Genomic DNA, 18,298 nt, shown 5'->3' with positions numbered 1-18,298 from the left:
ACGTCTATCCACCCACCAACCCACCAGACCCTACCGGTGGATTCAGGCTAAGAGGGTGCTGAAACGGGCGGGATGGGTTGGCCCCTACTTGACCTCTCCATCCGGAGTTCCGTTGTCGGCCCGATGGCCAACCGGACATGTTTGCGTACCCTCCTCACCGCCCGATACACGTACCGGCTCAGGCGGCGCGGATCGCAACCGGCGTGCCGGGTGTCACGTCAACGAGGTCGATTCCATTGACGGGCATGACGAAGCCCCTGATTCCATGCCGGAGCCGCTCCCGATCCTCGGCCAGTTCCCGGGCCGAGGCCTCGGGTTGACCGGTCACAAGACGCGTGAACGCGACGCACGGCTCGGCCGCCTTGGCGTCCGATAGGAGGATCGAAGCCTGGGAGGTTCCGATGCGGATACCGCCATCCAACTCGGCCTCGGAGATGACCTCGTTACTGGAGACGATCAGGTTCTCGCCGCCCGCACCGAGCGGGATCGGGGTGAACTGCTTCCAGATGTTCTCGTAGTGAGAGGTGAACCCGATCGACAGGGCCCGGCCCGGCCGGTAGTTAGTGGCCTGCGGGTGATAGCGGTGGTGGCAGTCCACGATCCACGAGACGCCGTCGAAGCCGATCGGCCCGTCCGGGGTGAGCCGCAGGGTCGACACCTCGGCGAGCGGACCGAGCCGGTAATCCTCACCGTCGCGCAGGGGTCGACGGTGGATCTGGAGCTTGACGACCTGCCCGACCTCTACCCATTCACCCATCACGTGGTTCCTTCCGATTCCTGTTGCCGGGCCGCTCGGCCAGGAGGGTCCGTAGCAAGTCCGGACGGTCGGTGATGAGACCGTCGACTCCCAGGTCCAGCAGTTCCTCCATCTCGGCCCGACGGTTGATGGTCCATACTATTAACGGAACCCCCAGCCTCCTCGCGGCTCGGACCGTCCTGGGGGTGACGATGGTGATCCCACGATCCTTGACGGGCACCTGGAAGGAGTCGGCCCGGGGCCGGTACGGTAGGTGGGTCCTCGCCGCGGTCACGAACCGGACAATCTCGGCGGGGCCGGCCGAGGTTGCCACCGGGCGGTCGACGAGCGACCGGAAGCGGCGTAGGCGGGACCCGCTGAACGAGCCGACGATCACCCGATCCCACAGGTCGAGACGGCGGATGAGTTCCACCAGGGCCGCCTCCATGCCGTCGCTCTTCAGGTCGAGGGTGAATACGCCGTCCGGATAGGTGATGGCCAGCTCTTCGAGCGTCGGCACCTGGACTCCCTGTCCTCGATGGGGGTGGTCGCCGTCGCGCTCGAATCGATAGCCCGCGTCGAGGGTCCGGAGCTCCTCCAGGGAGTGGTCGGACACGAGGCCCGTGCCGTCGGTGGTGCGGTCGACCGTGTTGTCGTGGATGGTGACCAGCATGCCGTCCCTGGTGATCTGGAGGTCGGTCTCCAGGTATCTGTAGCCGAGATCCACCGCGCCCTGGAAGGCGACCATCGTGTTCTCGGGCCACAGCAACCCGGATCCGCGGTGCGCCATGGCGATAGGGTGCTCATGCCCGAGCGCGAAGGGAAGGGACATCGACCGGGAGGTTACCCCTGATTCCTCGCACAGGCCCTCCGGTTACCTGCTGACCACCACCTCGCCTGCCTTGAGTACCTTCCAGACCAGGTTGGTGCCCGGTCGGTAGGGAAGGTGGGTGGGGCTGGGAGCGTCGAGAACGACGAGATCGGCCACCGCGCCGTGGCCCAGCCAGCCCCGGTCGCCCAGGCCCAGCGCCCGAGCGCTGCCCAGTGTCGCTGCCCAGATGGCCTGGTCGGAGGTCAGCCCCATCTCGGTCACGGCCAGGGTGATGGCGAGGGGTAGCGACTCCACCATGACCGGCGCCGGGCTGCAGTCGGTTCCCAGTCCCAACGGGACGCCTTTCTCCATCAGCTTGCGAAGCGAGGTGGGGGAGCGGCGGGTCCCAAGCATCGCGGTGGGGGTGATCACCACGCTGACGCCCCTTTCGGCCATCTGTTCGGCCTGGTCCCGGTCGGGATACCCGGCGTGGTCTACCACCGGGACCGAGGCTTCCAGCGCCAGCCTGTAGACGTCCGGGGCCCGGCCGCGATGGTGTATCCGCGTCCGCGCCCCGAGGCTTGTGGCAACCCCGATGAGTCGGCGTGCTTCCCCGGTCGTCAGAGCGTCGCTTCCGAGTGACAACCGCACCGCGGCTCCCAGCCTGGCCGCCACGGGAAGGTGTAGCTCGGCCACCTCATCCAGAGTCCTCGAACGGTCGGATGCGGTGACCGGCAAACCCGATACGTCGAACGTGGGCACCAGATCAACCATATAACGCCCGCCCGTTTCGACCACCGTGTCGATGAGAGCCAGCTCCCGCTCGTAGTCGTTCGAATACCCGGCGGACGCTTCGACCGTGGTGACGCCGAAGTCGAGCATGCGGTTCAGACGCCGGCCGATCACGTCGGCGATCCGGGAAGCATCCGCTAGGTGGTTGAGGCGGGCTGTCGTGGCGCTGCCGGAGCGGGCAACCGAGCGGGCATCAGGCGCGCCGGTGCTTCTGAGCACGAACTCCTCGCTCCGGTCGCCCGCGAATGCCAGATGGGTGTGGGCGTCCACCAGTCCCGGAAGCACCGCCCGACCCCCGCAGTCCAGGCTGGGAAGAGACCGGAGTCCCTGGGGTGTTCGTTCCGAGGGCCCGGCCCAGACCACCAGGCCGTTGCGGATCGCCACGGCCGCATCCGTTACGAGACCCAGCAAGCCGGGGAAACGCCGATCGTTGGTAGCCAGCGTGCCGATGTTGTCCAGCACCATGTTGCCGATCGGCGTGGCCTGCTCCCGCACGAGGTCCACCGCGAGGTCCACGCAGGCATCACAGATGGCGGCGCCGGCCTCGCCCATGACCAGGTTTCCGGCGTCTTCCGCCCGGGTTCCGCAGAAACTACAGATCATCGGCCAAGCCGGTACCGGCGACAATCCAGCATGAATGGGCTACTGGCGACTGCGACCACGACCTGTCTCACCGCCCAGGTAAGTTACTCGAAACGGCCCGGAACGCAGGGATCGTCGTCAACACCGAGGCGGCGGGCGCTGGGCTTCTCAAACATCAACCTCGCGCCGAGCCCTCGGTTACGGCTGTCCCGAGCGCCTGTTGCGCCTGGCCAGAGAGGCTGCCCCGATCAGGACGGGCACAGCCATGACGAGCGCCGCCACCCTGACGTTGACGAGGGTGGCCACGGAACCGTCGATGAGGCTTGCCACGGGCCGGAGTCCCAGGAAGGCCACGCCCCACAAGGCCATGACCCGGCCTCGGTGGCCTTCCGCCGTGTTGATCTGCACCAGGGTTGTCGACAGGCTGACCGAGACGATGTACATGATCCCTCCGGCGAACAGCGCGGCGATACCCATGTTCGGGTGGGAGGACATCCCGAATGCTGCGATCGACAGGCCCAGCCCGGTCATCCCCAGCGCGATGCTCCGGAACGAAGCCCGTATCCGGGTGATCACCAGGGCGGCGGTGAGCGCTGCGCCCAGACCGAACACCCCGATGAGCACGCCGGTGAACGTGTCGGGCCTCCCGTAGATCTCTACGGTGAACGCCGGGGTCAGGTTGCTCACCGGATCGACCGCTACCGAGACGGCGGCGATGGAGATGAGCAGCGGACCGATGATGGGGTCCTTTCTGACCAGGCGGATCGTCTCCCTGAGGGTGGTGCGCTCCGTGGGCCTGTGGCGCCTGCGCGGGTCGACCTTGACGATCATCACCGCCGCCGCCAGGGACAGGTAGGAGAGGGCGTTGATCGAGAACGCCCAGGTGAAGCCGAGGGTCAGGATGACCCCCGCGCCTATCACCGGTCCGATGGCTCGTGCCAGGTTGAAGGTGATCGCGTTCAGGGCCACCGCAGCCTGCAGGTCCTTCCGCTCGACCAACTGCGGCACCAGCGCCTGCTGTGCCGGGAGCACGAAGGCCTTGGTGATGCTGAACGCGAGAGCCGTACCCAGCAGCCACGCGGGGGTCACCAGGTCCAGATAGGTGACCAGCGCCAGCATCCCTCCGGCCGCCGTGGCCAGTACCTGCGTCAGGACGATCAGGCCGCGCCGGTCGAACCGGTCGGCGACCGACCCGGTCCAAGGGGCGAGGACGATGATGCCCAGGAACTGGGAGAAGGTCGTCATCGCGACCAGGAAGGTGGATCCCGTGAGCCGGAAGATCAGGAGCGCGAGGGCGATGTTCTGGATCCAGGTGCCCATGTTCGACATGAGGTTGCCGAGGAAATAGGGACCGAAGTTCCTCCCGAGGAGCAGGCTTAGCGGCTTGCTCGGAGGAAGGTCCGGCTCGGCGATGTTCAGATCTGAGTCCATGACCCGGTCCAGACGGTTGATTCCAATGCTGACGACGCCGCGCCGTCAACGCACGAGCACCCGGATCGGCCTCGGGTTACTCCGCCAGGCCCAGCTTCCTCAACTGCGGGAGTACCCGGTAGCCGAGCAGCTCTATCGATTCGAACCAGCGGTCGAACCTGAGCCGGAGGTCGAATACGAGGTGTTCCACCTCGACGGCGGCGAACTTGACGACCTCCTCCACCACGTCATCGGGTGACCCCGCTATCAAGGAGCCTTCGATGTCCTTGGCCGTCTCGAAGACACCCGAGGGAGGCTTCACCCACCACTTGCCGCGTTCGTTCGCCCAGCGTAGAAGCCCGTCGATGTTGAGGCCATCGAACGCCTCCTCGCGGGTCTTGGCGATCGAGGTCGGGGGGATCACGGCGACCGTAGGCCGGGAGCGGCCTGCCTCGGCCGCCATCTTGTCCATCGCCTCCACCCGCTTGGCGATGGTGGGCAGGGTGGTCCTTCCCGGCATCCAGCCGTCGCAGTAGCGGACCGCCCTGCGGGCCGAGGCCGGGGTCGATCCGCAATACCAGAAGGGAATAGGAGCGGGGGGTTTCGGCTCGATCGAGATCGCGTCCAGCTTGTAATGGGCATCCTGGTAGTCGACCCGTCCCTCGCCGAACAGGCGCTTGAGGATGTTGGCGTTGGACTCGACCAGTTCGGGACGGAATATGCCCGGCATCCCGATGGCCTCGAACTCGTGGTCGAAGGTGCCGGCTCCGTAGCCGAGGATGATCCGATCGCCGACCAGCTGGGCGAGCGACCCGACCGACAGCGCGGTGTGGATCGGATGGCGGAAGGGGATGAGGGATCCGGTTCCCAAGGTGATGCGGTCGGTGACGGCGCCGACCGCGGTGAGGGTGACGAGGGCTTCGTAGAAGACGATGTTGGGGTTCTCGAGTTCTGCGTGTGGTTCGAACACCAGATGGTCCCGGACCCAGAGGGAGTCGAATCCCAACTCTTCGGCGAGCCGGGAACCGGTCAGGATGCGCTCGCGGTTGGCGTACATGCCGAAGTGAGGCAGGAGCAGGCCGAATTTCATGACGGTTCCTCTTCTAATCGCTGGGTTTCACGTGGCGCCCGAACCCTGGCCTCCCCTTGACCGTCCCGCCACCGTAGATCTCGACACCCCTCAGGAACGTGCGTTCCACCGCCCCGACCACCTGCCGGCCGTCGTAGGGGGTCCATCCGATCTTGGACAGCACGTCCTCGTTGCGGATCGTCCACTTCTTGGTGGGGTCGACGATCAGCAGGTCGGCGTCGAAGCCCGGCCGGAGGTACCCCTTTGAACCGATGTCGAAGCACCGGGCGGGCGCCTCGGCCGTCAGCTCGACCACTCGCTCCAGCGTGAGCTTTCCCCCGTGTGCGGCGTCGAGCAGCAGGGGCACCTGGTGCTGGATTCCCGGAGTGCCGGTGTGGGCGGCCCACATGTCCTCCCAGCCCACGTCCTTCTCCGCCCGGGTATGGGGAGCGTGATCCGAGGAGACGATGTCGATCGTGCCGTCATCCAGCGCGTCCCAGATGGCGGCCCGGTGGTGGTCGGGCACCCAGTAGGACAGGCAGTAGGGCCCTAGCTCGAGCACGTCTTCCCAAGTGCTGAGGAACAGTGCCCAGTGGTTCACCTCGCCCGTGACCCGGACGCCCTCGTCCTTGGCCCGGCGGATCATCTCGATCCCCTCGATGGTCTGGACGTGGACGATGTGGAGGCGGCAGCCGGTAGCCTTGGCCATCCGCAGCAGGGTGGCGGTGGCGGTGTCCCAGATGATGCCGTCGTACGCGGCCAGGGTCTTGGCGTATGCCTCCGGGCTGCGATCCCCTCTCTTCCAGTATCCCTGCTCGACGTGATCCATCAGGGCCTGGTCGTGCGGATGGACCATGAAGACGCGCCCTGTCTCCTCCACGTCCTCGAACATCTGCAGCAGGTGGCCGTGGTCGTGGATCCCCGTGCCGGCCGGGTGGGGATAGGTGCGGCCGGTGTCCACCACCATGTACACCTTGAAGGCCGCCACCCCGGCCGCGGCCATGGCCTCGGTCTCGCCGTGGGCGGGCACCGGGTTGTGGTTGTAATCCACGATGCTCCTGGCCCGGTAGAGGTCGAGGACCTCCTCGAGATAGGTCCTGGTCACGGTGGGGGGATCCAGGTTGGGCATCCCGAAGATGGTCGTCACCCCGCCGGCGGCAGCGGCCTCGGTGCAGGTGATCAGGTCTTCCTTGTGGGTGTAGCCGGGCTCGCGGGTGTGGACGTGGACGTCCACCATGCCGGGCAGCACCAGCTTGCCGGTGGCGTCCACCACCTGCTTCGCCTCCAAGCCGGCTCCGTTACCGGTGGTTACCTCGACGATCCGCCCGCCGGAGACCCCGATGTCCGCCCGCTGCCGGCCCGAGCCGGATACGAGGGTTCCTCCGACCACCGCCAGATCGTATGTCATGTCGTCGCTCCCGGGTCGTGGTCCATCGTCACGGGTTCCCTGCGCAGGTACGTGCCGAACCAGTCGGTGATCTGGGGAACCACCGTGTCCGCGTACTGCGCATAGGCGCCGTAATGGGTGGTGTGGCGCTGCATGAGCAGCTTCTTGGGAGGGTGGGCGCGCTCGTAGAGGGCCACCGCGTGGTCGGTGGGCGTCACCGGGTCGTTCTCCACCCCGACGATCAGGAGCGGAGCGTCTTCGATACTGCCGACCACCTCGATCGGCTTGTAGGCGAGTATCCCATCCACGCTCCGTAACTGCACCAGGGTGGGGACGCGGGAGTCCACGTCCTTCTTCACCTTCGTGGTCCTCCGCTCCGGTGTCTGGAGCATGATGTCCTCGCGGGGATGGACGAGCCGGCTCTTGCCCGTCAGGACCCGCTCGGCCCGGTCGGCGCGGAGGGACTCCAGCAGTTCGTACCATTCGTACTCCCGGCGCATCCGGCGCAGCCAGTCCTCTCCGTCAGCCACCGGCACCTGTGAGACCGCGCAGCGGATGCGCGAGTCCGCCGCAGCCAGCATGATCGCGTTGCCCCCGCCGGTCCCTCCGCTGCCGAAAGTGCCGATGCTGTCCTCGTCGATGTCCGATCGCGACGCGACGTAGGTCACCGCGTTGATCAGGTCCTCCAGCTGGCGCGAGGGCAACAAGAGGTCACTCGCCCCCTCGGAGGAACCGAAGCCGCGGAAGTCGAGGATTAAGACCGCGATCCCGGCGGCGGTGAGGGCTTCGTGGTAGGGGAGGTAGAGCTGGGCGTCCTTGAGACCCAGCCAGCCGGGCCCTTGGACTACAGCCGGGTAAGGAGCGTCCGCACTCCGGTCGGGAAGCCGGAGGATCGCCGAAACGCGATCACCCTCCGAGTAGAACGAGACCTCCTCGACCCTCACGACCGACCTCCAAGGAACCTCTTCGACGCGGTGCTCACGGAGCGAGTATAGGGATCGGATATACGGTATACAGCCGTCAGCGCATCCCGGCTAGCCGCAGATTTCGGCGATGCACTGGGCGTAGACCTTGGTGCAATCGACCAGGTTCTCTATCGAGACGATCTCCCCGTACTGGTCGTAGACGTCGTAGACGCCGTCCTTGCGGATTCCGCCGGGACCGTAGGTGAGGGCGGGCACGCCGTACTCGTGGAGGATCGAAGTGTCGGCTGACACGTCGTAGCGGTACGGCTCCACCTTGTGGGAGGGGGTGCCGAACACGGCGCGATGGGCCCGCTCCACCGTCTGCACCAGGGGCTCGTCATCGCCGATCTCGTACCCGTTGCGGCACAGGAAGAAGGAGAGTTCGGTGGCCAGGGCGGGATCCTTCTCGGCCAGGTCATCCAGGAAACCCCGCACCTGTCGGTGGATCTCCATGATGGTCGCGGTAGGGGGGAAGCGGAAGTCGAGGTACAGGGTGCAACTGCGGGCCGGGTTGACGGCCGGTTGGAAGGGGTTCCCGCCGCGGATCGCCCCGAATCCGATCCTCGTTCCCATGGTGGGGTGAGCGTGGGAAGCGGCGAACTCCGGTTCCCAGGCGCGGAGGGCGTCCAGCACCCGGACCCCCTTCTCGATGGCGTCGTCACCGTGCTCCTTGGACCAGGTGTGGCGGGAGATGCCCCTGGTGGTGACCTTGGCGAAGATGTAGCTCGAGTTGCCGGTCTGGACCCTCAGCCCGGTGGGTTCGCCGAGAATGGCGGCGTCCGCCACCACGCCGTGTTGGGCGGCGTACAGGGTGCCCCAGCCTCCGGCCCGGTAGGCCGGTCCGGCGAACTCGTCGGTGGGGGACTTCTCGGTCTCTCCGATCACACCGGCCAGGATGATGTCGCCCCGTAGTTCGATGTCCGCCTCCTGGACGGCCCGGATGGCCCCGTAGTAGGCCGCGAAGGCCGACTTCATGTTGGAGACCCCGAGGCCGTAGATCCAGCCGCTTTCCTCGACCGTCGCCTTGGGAAGCAGCCCGAACGGCATTCCCGGATCCTTCCCGGTCATGCCCGTGTCGAAGTGCGCCCCAAGCAGGAGGCTGCGGCCCCGGCCGCTTCCTCTCAGGCGGCCGATCACGTTGTAGCGGTCGGGCTCCACCTCTTGGAGCTCGATGTCCATCCCGTCGATCTCCCGGAACCGGTGGGCCACGTAGTCGGCGATCGGGCCTTCCTCCCCGGTGGGGCTGGGGATGTCCACGAGGTCGCAGGTCATGCCGACCATCTCGTCCCGGAGTTCGGGCGTGAAGGAGGGAAGGAGCGTGGCGAGCAGTTCGTTCATGATCGGGTTCTCCTTCTACCTCGGAATGCTCGGGTTGTGATGGGTTCTGTCCGGTGGCACAGGTCTTCAGCCGGCCCAGCCGACCAGAGCGTCGATGCTTATCCCACCCGGGCCCTGGATGAGCAGGACCATGCCCACGATGATGAGCGTGAAGGGCCAGTCCCAGCCGTCCACGAAGCCCTGCTTCCACTTGACCATCGGTATGGCCAGGATGAGGATCACGATGAGCGGGATGACCGCCACGCGGGTCAGCAGACCGACGACCAGCAGGAGCCCGCACAACGTCTCGACGTATCCGGCCAGCAGCGCCACCGCGGCCGGATAGGGAACGCCCTTGCTCCGCAGGAGGTTCTCGGTCCGGCGCGGGCCGTGCCCCGTATCGGCGCTCCTGAAGATCTTGGGCCAGCCGTGGGCCATGAAGACGGCGCCCATCGTGGCTCGCAGCAACCCCATCGCAAGGTCTTCCACCGCTGCTCCTCCCGCTCTCCCGGCGCCCGGAGCGCACCGAAGTCCTGCTTGCCATCCCGGCGGCCGGGCCGCGCTCCGGATCGGATACTCTAAACACGTGAAGCCCCCACGGTTCAGCTACGCCGCGCCGGCCACCGTCCGTGAGGCGACCGACCTGTTGGATAGCGCCGGGGGCCGGGCCCGCGTGCTGGCCGGGGGGCAGAGCCTCATTCCGATGCTCCGCCACCGCCTGCTCGAACCGGAGGCCCTGATAGATCTCCGCCGGATCGACGGGTTGCGCGACATCTGCCTCGACGACGCCCGTAGGCTCAGGCTGGGAGCGATGGTGACGCACCATGCCCTCGAGCGTTGGGCCTCCGACCACGGGCAGGATCTCCTCGTCGATGCCGCCGCGCACATCGGCCACCATTCGGTCAGGACGATCGGCACCGTGATCGGAAGCCTGGCCCACGCTGATCCCGCCGCCGAGTGGGGCGCGGTCGCCCTCGTCCTGGACGGAGTCTGCCAGGTGGCCGGACCTGACGGAGAGCGGGAGGTGGGGGTCGAAGGGTTGTTCACCGGCCCTTACTCGACCAGCCTGGCCGGCTCGGAGATCATCACTTCGTTGACCCTCTCGCTGCCCCCGTCCTGTACCGGTGCTGCCTTTTCCGAGGTGGCGCCTCGCCCCGGTGACCCGGCAATGGCCGGAGCGGCCGCGGCCGTCAGTCTCGACGGCCCCCGCGTGGAGAGCGCCCGGGTGGCTCTGATCGGACTCGCCCCCACGCCGTGCCGTGCTCCGTCGGTCGAGGCCGCTCTGAGCGGCAGTGAGGCCTCGGTCGGTATCGAAGCGGCCGCGCAAGCCGTGGAGGACGACATCGCTCCGATCGGGGACATCCACGGTTCCGAGGAGTACCGGCGGCGGGTGGCGCCGGTGGTGGTAGCCCGCGCCCTGCGATCGGCGCTGGCGAGGGCGGAGGGCGGCCGGCCGTGACCGAGACCGTCCAGGTGACGCTGCTCGTCAACGGTGTCGAGCACGCCTTGGCGGTCGAACCCCGCCTGATCCTCGCCGATGTGTTGAGGGAGCGCCTCGAACTGCATAGCATCCACCTCGGGTGCGAGGAGGGAATCTGCGGTGCCTGCACCGTGCTCCTGGACGGGGAGCCGTCCACGTCGTGCCTGATCCTCGCGGTGCAGGCAGTGGGTCGATCCATCACCACGCTGGAAGGGCTGGACGGCGATCCGACCATGACCGGCCTCCAGGCCGCCTTCCACGAGAACTTCGCGCTCCAGTGCGGCTTCTGCACCCCCGGTGTCCTGGTGAACCTGTTCTCGCTGCTGGAGGACCGGGACCCGTCCGCTCCACCATCCGAGGTTGAGGTCCGGACCCGCCTCAACGGCAACCTGTGCCGGTGTACCGGGTATCAGAGCATGGTGGCGGCGGCCATGCAGGCAGCCCGCTCCGGCTCGGGACACGAGGACCCATGAGGACCGGCGCCGTCTTCGGCAGGCCGGTCCTCCGCAGGGAGGACAGCCGGTTCCTCAAAGGCGAGGGGGTCTACGTACCCGATGTCCGGCTCCCCGATGCCGCGGAAGCGGTCGTCAAGCGCAGCCCCCACGCCCATGCCCTGATCGAACACATCGATATCTCGGAGGCAGCCGCAGCGCCCGGCGTGGTCGCGGTGATCACCGCCGACGACCTGACCGATACCGGCGTCTACCGCCCGTACCACAAGTCACCGCCCGCATTCGCCAACCTGCTCCGGCCGCTCGAGAAAGGCCACGACGTGCCGCTCCTGGCCGCCGGACGGGTGAGGAGGGTCGGTGAGCCGGTCGCGCTGGTTGTGGCGGAAGACCGCTACCTGGCCGAGGATGCCGCCCGGCTCATCCGGGTCGACTACGAACCGCTGGAACCGGTGCTCGACTCCGAAGCCGGCTTGCGGCCGGAGGCGCCGGTCATCCACGACGAGCTGGGAGACAACGTGCAGAGCCGGGTCGGGGTGGTGGTCGGGGATCCGGACGGGGCGATGGCAGCCGCCGATCACACCGCCGGGTTCCGGTTCACGATCCGGCGGCAGATCGGGAGCCCCCTGGGACCCAGGGCGGTGCTGGCCCGATTCGACCCGGTGGAGGGCCTGACCGTCTGGTCTGCCACCCAGATGCAGCACCTCGCCCGCAAGGTGATCGGGGGGATTCTCGGAGTGGCCGAGGACCGCATCCGGGTCATCTGCCCGGACATGGGCGGCAGCTTCGGCGGGGGCGTCTACTACGAGGACATCCTGATCCCGTATCTCGCCCGGCGGGTAGGCCGCCCGGTGCGTTGGGTCGAAGACCGGACGGAGAACCTGGTCAACGCCCGCCACGCCCGAGACCAGGTCCATGATGTCGAGGTGGGGTTCGACAGCCGGGGCCGCCTCCTCGCCCTCCGCGACCGGATCCTCGTAGACATGGGCATCGCCAACTTCTACGGCCTGGTGGTGCCGTACAACACGATCTCCCATCTGAAGAGCCAGTACCGGATCGACAACTACGAGGCCGCGGCGACCTGCGTGATCACCAACAAGACTCCCAACGCCCCGGCCAGGGGAGCGGGGCGGGTCACGGCCGCCTTCGTGATCGAGAGGGTTCTGGAGAGGGTCGCCCGCCGGCTCGACCTGGATCCGGCGGACGTGAGGAGGATCAACCTCATTCCCGCTGATGCCATGCCGTTCGACACCGGGGTGCCCTACCGTGACGGCAAGCCGTCCGTGTACGACAGCGGCGACTTTCCCGCCCAGCTCGAGATGGCGCTGGAGGCGATCGGCTACCAGGAGTTCCGCGCCCGCCAGGCCCGCCTGCGGGCCGAGGGCCGCCACGTCGGGATAGGTATATCCGCCCACATGGAGGGGACCGGCTTCGGCCCTCCCGAGAGCGCCATCGTGAGGGTCGACGGGTCAGGGGCGGTGACGATCCTGAGCGGGTCCAACAACCACGGCCAGAGCCACGAGACCACCCTCGCCCAGGTGTGCGCCGATGCGTTAGGCGTCGCCATCGAGACGATCTCCCTACGGGACGGCGACACCGCCCTGATCCGGCAGGGAGGAGGCACGTTCGCCAGCCGCACCGCGGTCACCGGCAGCATGGCGGTGGCGGGTGCGGCCCGGAAGCTCCGAAAGAAGGCCATCGAGATGGCCGCCCGCCTCCACGGTGTGGAAGTGGACGGACTGACCGTGATCGGCGGGGTCATCCGGGACGGCGCCGGCGCCCGGATCACGACCCTCGCAGAGTTGGCCCAGACGACCGGCGACGGGGAGCGCACCGGTGGGAGAGCGTGCTTGGAGGCGATGGACTCCTTCGCGTCGCCGACCGTGACGTGGGCCTCCGGAACCCACGTCGTCACCCTCGAGGTGGATCGTGACACCGGCCAGGTCGAGTTGGAACGCTACGTGATAGCTCACGATGCGGGAAACATCATAAACCCGGCGGTGGTGGAGGGTCAGATCGTGGGAGGCGTGGTACACGGGATCGGCAACGCGCTGTCGGAGGAGGCGGTCTACGACGAAGCCGGCAACCTTCTTAGCGGCAGCTTCGTCGACTACCGGCTCCCGCGGGCCATCGACGTTCCGCCCATCGAGGTTCACCACCAGGAGTTCCCCTCCGGGCTGAACGACCTGGGGATCAAGGGATGCGGCGAGGGAGGAACGGTGGGTGCACCCGCGGCCATCGCCAACGCGGTCGAGGACGCCCTCCACCCCCTCGACCTGCGCATAACCGAGATGCCCCTGCAACCGGAGAAGCTACTGAGATACATCCTCACGGCCGAAGCATTAGCCCGGAAAGGCCAGGAGGCGTGACTGCCAAGACCCGCCGGGCCCGGCTAGGGCAGGTGTGATCCGGGGGCGGTCGTACCGGCAGAGGGGCTTACCCTCAAGTCATACCCGGTTGTACTCCGGGTATCAAAAAAGCCGTCTCCATCCCTGACACGGTCTTCCAGGCAGCCGAGCGGTTGGCGGAACGTCGCCGGTGCTCCCGATCACGCCTGTACACCCAAGCCCTGGAGCTGTTGCTCGTCGCTGCTGATGCCGATGAGGTCACAACTCGGCTGGATACCGTGTACGCCGGGAGCCATCGGAACTTTCCCCAGCATTGCGGGCTGCACAGCATCGGGCACTGAACGAGTCCTGGTGATCCGCCGCGGTGACATCCGCCGGGTCGACCCTCTTCCTCCGTAGGTTCCGAGCCGGGCCACCGGCGGCCGGTGCTGGTTGTCGCCAGCGATCGCTTCAACCGGAGCACCATCAACACAGTGCTCGCCATCGCCATCACCTCGAACCTACGTCTGGCTGCCGCGCCGGGCAATGTTGACCTACCTGGAAGGGTGAGCGGCCTTGATCGGGATTCCGTGGTCAACGTCTCGCAGTTCGCTACGGTGGACAAGGCAGACCTGTCTGATGCGATCGGAAGAGTCGATGCCGCGACCATGCGGATGGTCGATGACGGCATGGCGCTGATTCTGGACCTGTCCACCGAGCGTTGAGATACCCCCGGGTTGGCCCGGAGGTCGGTGGCAGAATCGCCGGGTCTGCCTCTTGCTTGAAGGAGCCGCGGACGGCTTAGCAGGCGGGTCGCCGGCTTGGCTCGGTTCAGCGATCATGTCCCGATGTTCCGGCGGAGTCGCCGGGTCGACATCGATGTCGGCGATGATCCTCAGTTGCCCCACACATGATCCGACCAGCGGGGGTCCATCCTGGCGGACCGGACTGACCCGGACAGGAGGCCGGCGGTCCTTCATCACAATGATCGTTGTTCCGGTCTCCTGGACGTCATCCATCAGGCGCAGGCGATGCGCCTTTAATTCCGCGGCGTGCACCGATCGTTCAAACCGCCAGCCCGGCTTCCGCGAGCAGGCCCAGGTGGTCGGCGTTGCGTACCGGCAGCGACGACGCCCCGCTGAACAGGCAGACCCGGAGAGGTATTCGCCCGGCCATCATGCACGGCCTCCGTGTGCCGGACACGCCATCAGAGCACCGGGTTCTCAACGGCTCCAGGTAGCGGTGGCGGCCGGTAACCCCCGGCGGCCGCTTCGTAGGCTGCCGCGACACGGAGCAGCAGGGGCTCGTGCAGCCGGCGCGACGACAGCTGCAGGCCCACCGGGAGGCCGTCGACGTAGCGGCCGGACGGGATGGAGATCGCCGGCACACCGGCCATGTTCCAGGGAAGGGTCAGCCGCGTGGTGAGCCTGCTCTGTGCGCCCGGCTGGTCCAGATCGATACACCTTCCCCCACCGATCCCGACATGCCGGGCGTCGATGGGGAAAGCCACGGTGGAGTTGCACGGAGTGAGCACCACGTCCACCGCCTCGAATACTCGGGCAACCCCGGCGCGGATCTCGTTGCGCACCTGCAAGCCCCGGCGGTGATCGGCGGCGGAGACGAACTCCCCGGCCAGGATCCTGTAGCGGATCTCGGGTGTGGCGAAGCCGTCCGGACGGGCGAGAGCGTGTGGAAGGAGAAGGGACTGCGACTCGTGCTGGGCGGCCGCCAGCGCCAGGGGAATCTCGTAGAAGGCCGATAGGTCCACCTCCTCGACCTCCGCTCCCAGGTCTTCGAGGACCCGGGCCGCGTCACGTACGGTCTCCTCCACCTCCGCGAGGGCGTCGTCGAAGAAGTAAGAACCGGGCAAGCCCACCCTCAAGCGACCCGTGCCCCTTGCCAAGCCGTCGCGGTAGGAACCCTCGAAGCCGGAATGGATGGACGTCGGGTCCTTGGGATCGTGTCCGGCCATGACGTCGAGCAGGGTTGCGGCATCCTCGACCGTCCTCGTGATCGGGCCGATGGTGTGGTGCCAGGAGCTGGTGGGAGGCAACTCCCCGAACCGGCTGGCCAGCCCGTGGGTGGGCATCAGGCCGACCACACCGCAATACGATGCCGGCGTCCGGATCGAGCCCCACCCGTCGGTGCCGACCGCGGCCCAGGCCATCCCGGCGCTCACCGCGGCGGCGGAGCCTCCGCTCGAGCCGCCCGGTATGCGGGCCGGGTCCCAGGGGTTGCGTACCGTGCCGAAGTGCATGTCCTTGCAGGTACCCCCCATTCCCCACTCGTGCATGTTGTTCTTCCCGAGGAGGATGGCCCCGGCTCGCCGGAGGCGGGTGACGACCTCCGCATCGAAGTCGGTCTTGTGATCCGCCCAGAGCACCGATCCGTTGGTCGTGGGGTGGCCCGCCACCGCAACGTTGTCCTTCACCGCCACCGGGATGCCGTGCAGCGGCCCGCGGTGGTTCCCGCTTGCGATCTCGTCCGCGGCGACCCTGGCACCGGCCAGCGCTTCCTCTTCGAACACGGTGACGTAGGCCCGCAGGACGGGGTCCAGGGTCCGGATGCGGTCGAGCGTTCTGGAGACCAGATCGACAGGAGAGACCTCCCCGGCCGAGATGCGACTTGCGACCTCGCTGATGGAGGCGAGCGCGATGCTGTCGCTCAACGCTCGCCCGCGTAGAGGGCGGTCCGCGGATCGGTGGAGTCCGGGACGCGCTCGGCCAGCCTTCCGGACCGGCGCAGTATCTGCATCACGTAGGGAACCAGCACCTCGGAGTCGTCGGGATCGAGCGCGTCGCCGAACCTCTCCCGGATCAGGAGCCGAGCGCGGGCCGCCAGGTCTTCATCCGTGGGGGAGTCTTGCTCGGGGTCCCCTTCGGCGCGATCACCGGGTTCCGCCGGAATGGCGCCTTCCTGCCCACCCCAGGAAAGGCGCAGGAGGTCGGGCCGGTCGTACTGGCGGTTGACCAGCTGCGCCCAGGTTCCGGCGTCCGGGTCGATGTCGGCGTAGAGGATTCCCTCGCCCTGCTGGGGACCGGCCAGGATCCTGCCACCCGGCGCGTAGATCATCGAGCCGGGCTCCTCGGTCATCGTCATGAGGTTGGCCCGATGCGCGGCGTCCGGCGCCACCCGCTCCACGGCCTCCGCATCCGAAGCGGCGGCCACCGAGAGTACGTGGGCCGTGTTCTGGTAGGCCACGGCCCGCCCGGTTATCGACACCACATTCTGCATCACGCCGGGAGCGTGGAAATGCGGGGGCCAGAGAGCCACGTGGATCCGGGCGCTCAGAGCGCGCATTGCGTAGGTGAGCAATGGGTTGGAGTTTTCCCCTCCTGCCAGCACGCTCACCGGCCCCCACGGCGAGTCGAACACGCGGATCGACTCCCCACCGCCCGGGTGGAAGAAGACCCGCTCACCCACTGCCGGAACCAGCTTCCGGCGCACGCCGAGCATCGCACCATCCGGGGACAGCACCATCTGGCTATCGAATACCACGCTCACCCCAGGGTCGGGACGCTCGACGAGGCCGATCACGACCATCGCTCCGGCGCGGCGGGCGGCCTCGCACAGCAGATCGCTCTCCGGGCCCGGAACCGTCAGGGCGTTCTCCACCATGGCTGTGGCAAGTTCCCTCGAACGGCCGGCGGTGGGTGGCAGGGCGTGGAACCAGATCGGGTGTCCGGGAAGGAAGCTCTCACCGAATGCGACCAGGCGAGCACCGGCGGCTCCGGCCTCCTCGATCAGGCCGCACGCCTTGCGCACGGACGCGGCCCGATCCAGAAACACGGGGGCCGCCTGCACCACGGCCACCCGGACGGGTCCTTCAGTACCGGCAGGCACGGGCTGATCGTATACGATGACCGGACCGATGAACACCCGGCAGCGTTGAATTCCCGGCAGCGATGAGCCTCTCCTTCGGCCTCCTCGTGCCCCACTTCGGCCCGCACTCGACCTGGGACCGGGTGTTCGCGATCGGGCCGCGCCTCCAGGAACTCGGGTTCTCCAGCGTCTACTTCCGGGACCAGCTGGGCTTCACGGGTGGCGTGTCGTTCGAGAACCCCAGCCACCACTTCGTGGATCCCTTCATCGCCATGAGCGCCGTCGCGGCAACCACCGAACTGACCGTGGGCATGGCGACCCTGACCCCGATTCGCCCGCCCGTGGTGCTCGCCCAGCTGGTGGGATCCCTCGCCCACCTCGCTCGTGGCCGGGTAGCGCTCGGTGTGGGTCTGGGGGGCCAGCCGAACGCCTTCCGCCTGGCAGGACTATCGGTCGACGACCGCATTGCCCTCTTCGAGGAGATGGTGACTGTCCTACGTGCCACGTCGCATCCCCGCGCCTCCCACCGTGGCACCCTGATCAGCTTCGACGGCCTGACTCTCGATCCGGCCCCGCCCCGGGATCTGACGCTTCTCTACTGCGGTTCCAGCCTGGCGGCCATCCGTCGAGCGGTCCGCTTCACTGACGGTTGGTTCCCCGGCCGCTGCCCGCTACAGGTGTTCGACCGCCTGTCGGGAAGGCTCAAGGAGGAGGCCGGCGCGGCCGGCAAGACGATGCGGATCGCCATCGTCCCGCTGATCTCCCTCGACCGGAGCCGGGAGCTCGCATTGGCCAAGGTCAACGTTGAGGGAATCCTCGAGGAGTCCCGCCGGAAGCCGGCCTGGCGTCCGGACGGACCGTTCGACTCGGCGGCGGACCTGCGCGGCGCGCTCATCGCGGGCACGCCCGATGACGTGGTGGAGGAACTCCATCAACTGGAAGGCCGCGGGGTGGACGAGGTGGTACTCGATCTGCGGGAGAGGATGGACGCCTTCGAGGAAGGCATCGAACAGCTCGGAGCCGAGGTCCTCCCGGCTTTCGTGACCTAGCGGTCAGCCGGCCACCGACCCTCACCCTGGCCCGAGGGAAGATCCCGGGTTTCCCTCCGAGCTGCCTGCAAGAGGTGCGCCGCGTGCCGACAATCAGTTGCG

At 67.6% G+C, this 18,298-nt stretch carries 15 protein-coding genes and 1 pseudogene; 5 read left to right on the top strand and 11 right to left on the bottom strand.

The genetic code is table 11. The annotated features are described in order from the left end of the window. Nucleotides 1-178: 178 nt before the first annotated feature. The 9 genes from OXK16_06545 to OXK16_06505 form a co-directional block, all read right to left on the bottom strand. Nucleotides 179-757, bottom strand: coding sequence for a hypothetical protein (locus OXK16_06545; protein MDE0375603.1), 579 nt, complete (start codon nucleotides 755-757; stop codon nucleotides 179-181). After that, nucleotides 750-1,526: a glycerophosphodiester phosphodiesterase gene (locus OXK16_06540; protein MDE0375602.1), complete on the bottom strand. Its 777-nt coding sequence runs from the start codon at nucleotides 1,524-1,526 to the stop codon at nucleotides 750-752. The genes OXK16_06545 and OXK16_06540 overlap by 8 nt, the downstream gene beginning before the upstream one ends. Nucleotides 1,527-1,610: 84 nt before the next feature. After that, the gene (locus OXK16_06535; protein MDE0375601.1) at nucleotides 1,611-2,942 is read right to left on the bottom strand and encodes an amidohydrolase family protein; all 1,332 of its coding nucleotides are present in this window, start codon (nucleotides 2,940-2,942) and stop codon (nucleotides 1,611-1,613) included. 177 nt (nucleotides 2,943-3,119) lie between these two features. Further along, nucleotides 3,120-4,352 (bottom strand): MFS transporter, encoded by a 1,233-nt coding sequence (locus OXK16_06530; protein MDE0375600.1) that lies wholly within the window; start codon nucleotides 4,350-4,352, stop codon nucleotides 3,120-3,122. A gap of 76 nt (nucleotides 4,353-4,428) precedes the next feature. Continuing rightward, nucleotides 4,429-5,421, bottom strand: a complete 993-nt coding sequence (locus OXK16_06525; protein ID MDE0375599.1) for an LLM class flavin-dependent oxidoreductase — start codon at nucleotides 5,419-5,421, stop codon at nucleotides 4,429-4,431. 13 nt (nucleotides 5,422-5,434) lie between these two features. Beyond that, nucleotides 5,435-6,808, bottom strand: a complete 1,374-nt coding sequence (locus OXK16_06520) for a dihydroorotase family protein (protein MDE0375598.1) — start codon at nucleotides 6,806-6,808, stop codon at nucleotides 5,435-5,437. Beyond that, nucleotides 6,805-7,731 (bottom strand): prolyl oligopeptidase family serine peptidase, encoded by a 927-nt coding sequence (locus tag OXK16_06515; GenBank protein ID MDE0375597.1) that lies wholly within the window; start codon nucleotides 7,729-7,731, stop codon nucleotides 6,805-6,807. Before OXK16_06515 ends, OXK16_06520 begins: the two co-directional genes overlap by 4 nt. Before the next feature lie 90 nt (nucleotides 7,732-7,821). Continuing rightward, entirely contained in the window at nucleotides 7,822-9,090 is a 1,269-nt protein-coding gene (locus OXK16_06510) for a M20/M25/M40 family metallo-hydrolase (GenBank protein ID MDE0375596.1), read from the bottom strand. 66 nt (nucleotides 9,091-9,156) lie between these two features. Continuing rightward, on the bottom strand, nucleotides 9,157-9,558 hold the full coding sequence (locus OXK16_06505; protein MDE0375595.1) for a DoxX family protein: 402 nt from the start codon (nucleotides 9,556-9,558) through the stop codon (nucleotides 9,157-9,159). 97 nt (nucleotides 9,559-9,655) lie between these two features. On the opposite strand from OXK16_06505, the gene OXK16_06500 reads away from it, so the two are divergent. The 4 genes and pseudogenes from OXK16_06500 to OXK16_06485 all read left to right on the top strand — a co-directional run bounded on the left by OXK16_06500 (nucleotide 9,656) and on the right by OXK16_06485 (nucleotide 14,050). Further along, nucleotides 9,656-10,528: a xanthine dehydrogenase family protein subunit M gene (locus OXK16_06500; protein MDE0375594.1), complete on the top strand. Its 873-nt coding sequence runs from the start codon at nucleotides 9,656-9,658 to the stop codon at nucleotides 10,526-10,528. After that, complete coding sequence (locus OXK16_06495) at nucleotides 10,525-11,022, top strand: (2Fe-2S)-binding protein (GenBank protein MDE0375593.1); 498 nt, start codon at nucleotides 10,525-10,527, stop codon at nucleotides 11,020-11,022. The genes OXK16_06500 and OXK16_06495 overlap by 4 nt, the downstream gene beginning before the upstream one ends. Continuing rightward, a complete protein-coding gene (locus tag OXK16_06490; protein MDE0375592.1) occupies nucleotides 11,019-13,367 on the top strand; it encodes a xanthine dehydrogenase family protein molybdopterin-binding subunit in 2,349 nt (782 codons plus the stop codon). The genes OXK16_06495 and OXK16_06490 overlap by 4 nt, the downstream gene beginning before the upstream one ends. A gap of 327 nt (nucleotides 13,368-13,694) precedes the next feature. Continuing rightward, a pseudogene (locus OXK16_06485) lies at nucleotides 13,695-14,050 on the top strand (type II toxin-antitoxin system PemK/MazF family toxin). Between the two features lie 482 nt (nucleotides 14,051-14,532). Here the strand turns inward: OXK16_06485 and OXK16_06480 are convergent. Beyond that, nucleotides 14,533-15,993 carry an amidase gene (locus tag OXK16_06480; GenBank protein ID MDE0375591.1) on the bottom strand — a complete coding sequence of 487 codons (1,461 nt, stop codon included), beginning with the start codon at nucleotides 15,991-15,993 and terminating at the stop codon, nucleotides 14,533-14,535. Continuing rightward, nucleotides 15,990-17,168 (bottom strand): hypothetical protein, encoded by a 1,179-nt coding sequence (locus tag OXK16_06475; GenBank protein MDE0375590.1) that lies wholly within the window; start codon nucleotides 17,166-17,168, stop codon nucleotides 15,990-15,992. Before OXK16_06475 ends, OXK16_06480 begins: the two co-directional genes overlap by 4 nt. 62 nt (nucleotides 17,169-17,230) lie before the next feature. Here OXK16_06475 and OXK16_06470 point away from each other — a divergent pair, with 62 nt between their 5' ends. Continuing rightward, a complete protein-coding gene (locus OXK16_06470; protein MDE0375589.1) occupies nucleotides 17,231-18,196 on the top strand; it encodes an LLM class flavin-dependent oxidoreductase in 966 nt (321 codons plus the stop codon). Nucleotides 18,197-18,298 lie beyond the last annotated feature (102 nt).

This window comes from bacterium (assembly GCA_028821235.1).
Taxonomy (GTDB): Bacteria; Actinomycetota; Acidimicrobiia; order Spongiisociales; family Spongiisociaceae; genus Spongiisocius.
Note: the sequence above shows the minus strand (reverse complement) of the source record. Positions and strands in the feature narration are given on the sequence as shown.

Coding starts and splice junctions, on each gene's coding strand:
- OXK16_06545 (MDE0375603.1), bottom strand. CDS start 757: ATGGGTGAATGGGTAGAGGTCGGGCAGGTCGTCAAGCTCCAGATCCAC.
- OXK16_06540 (MDE0375602.1), bottom strand. CDS start 1,526: ATGGCGCACCGCGGATCCGGGTTGCTGTGGCCCGAGAACACGATGGTC.
- OXK16_06535 (MDE0375601.1), bottom strand. CDS start 2,942: ATGATCTGTAGTTTCTGCGGAACCCGGGCGGAAGACGCCGGAAACCTG.
- OXK16_06530 (MDE0375600.1), bottom strand. CDS start 4,352: ATGGACTCAGATCTGAACATCGCCGAGCCGGACCTTCCTCCGAGCAAG.
- OXK16_06525 (MDE0375599.1), bottom strand. CDS start 5,421: ATGAAATTCGGCCTGCTCCTGCCTCACTTCGGCATGTACGCCAACCGC.
- OXK16_06520 (MDE0375598.1), bottom strand. CDS start 6,808: ATGACATACGATCTGGCGGTGGTCGGAGGAACCCTCGTATCCGGCTCG.
- OXK16_06510 (MDE0375596.1), bottom strand. CDS start 9,090: ATGAACGAACTGCTCGCCACGCTCCTTCCCTCCTTCACGCCCGAACTC.
- OXK16_06490 (MDE0375592.1), top strand. CDS start 11,019: ATGAGGACCGGCGCCGTCTTCGGCAGGCCGGTCCTCCGCAGGGAGGAC.
- OXK16_06470 (MDE0375589.1), top strand. CDS start 17,231: ATGAGCCTCTCCTTCGGCCTCCTCGTGCCCCACTTCGGCCCGCACTCG.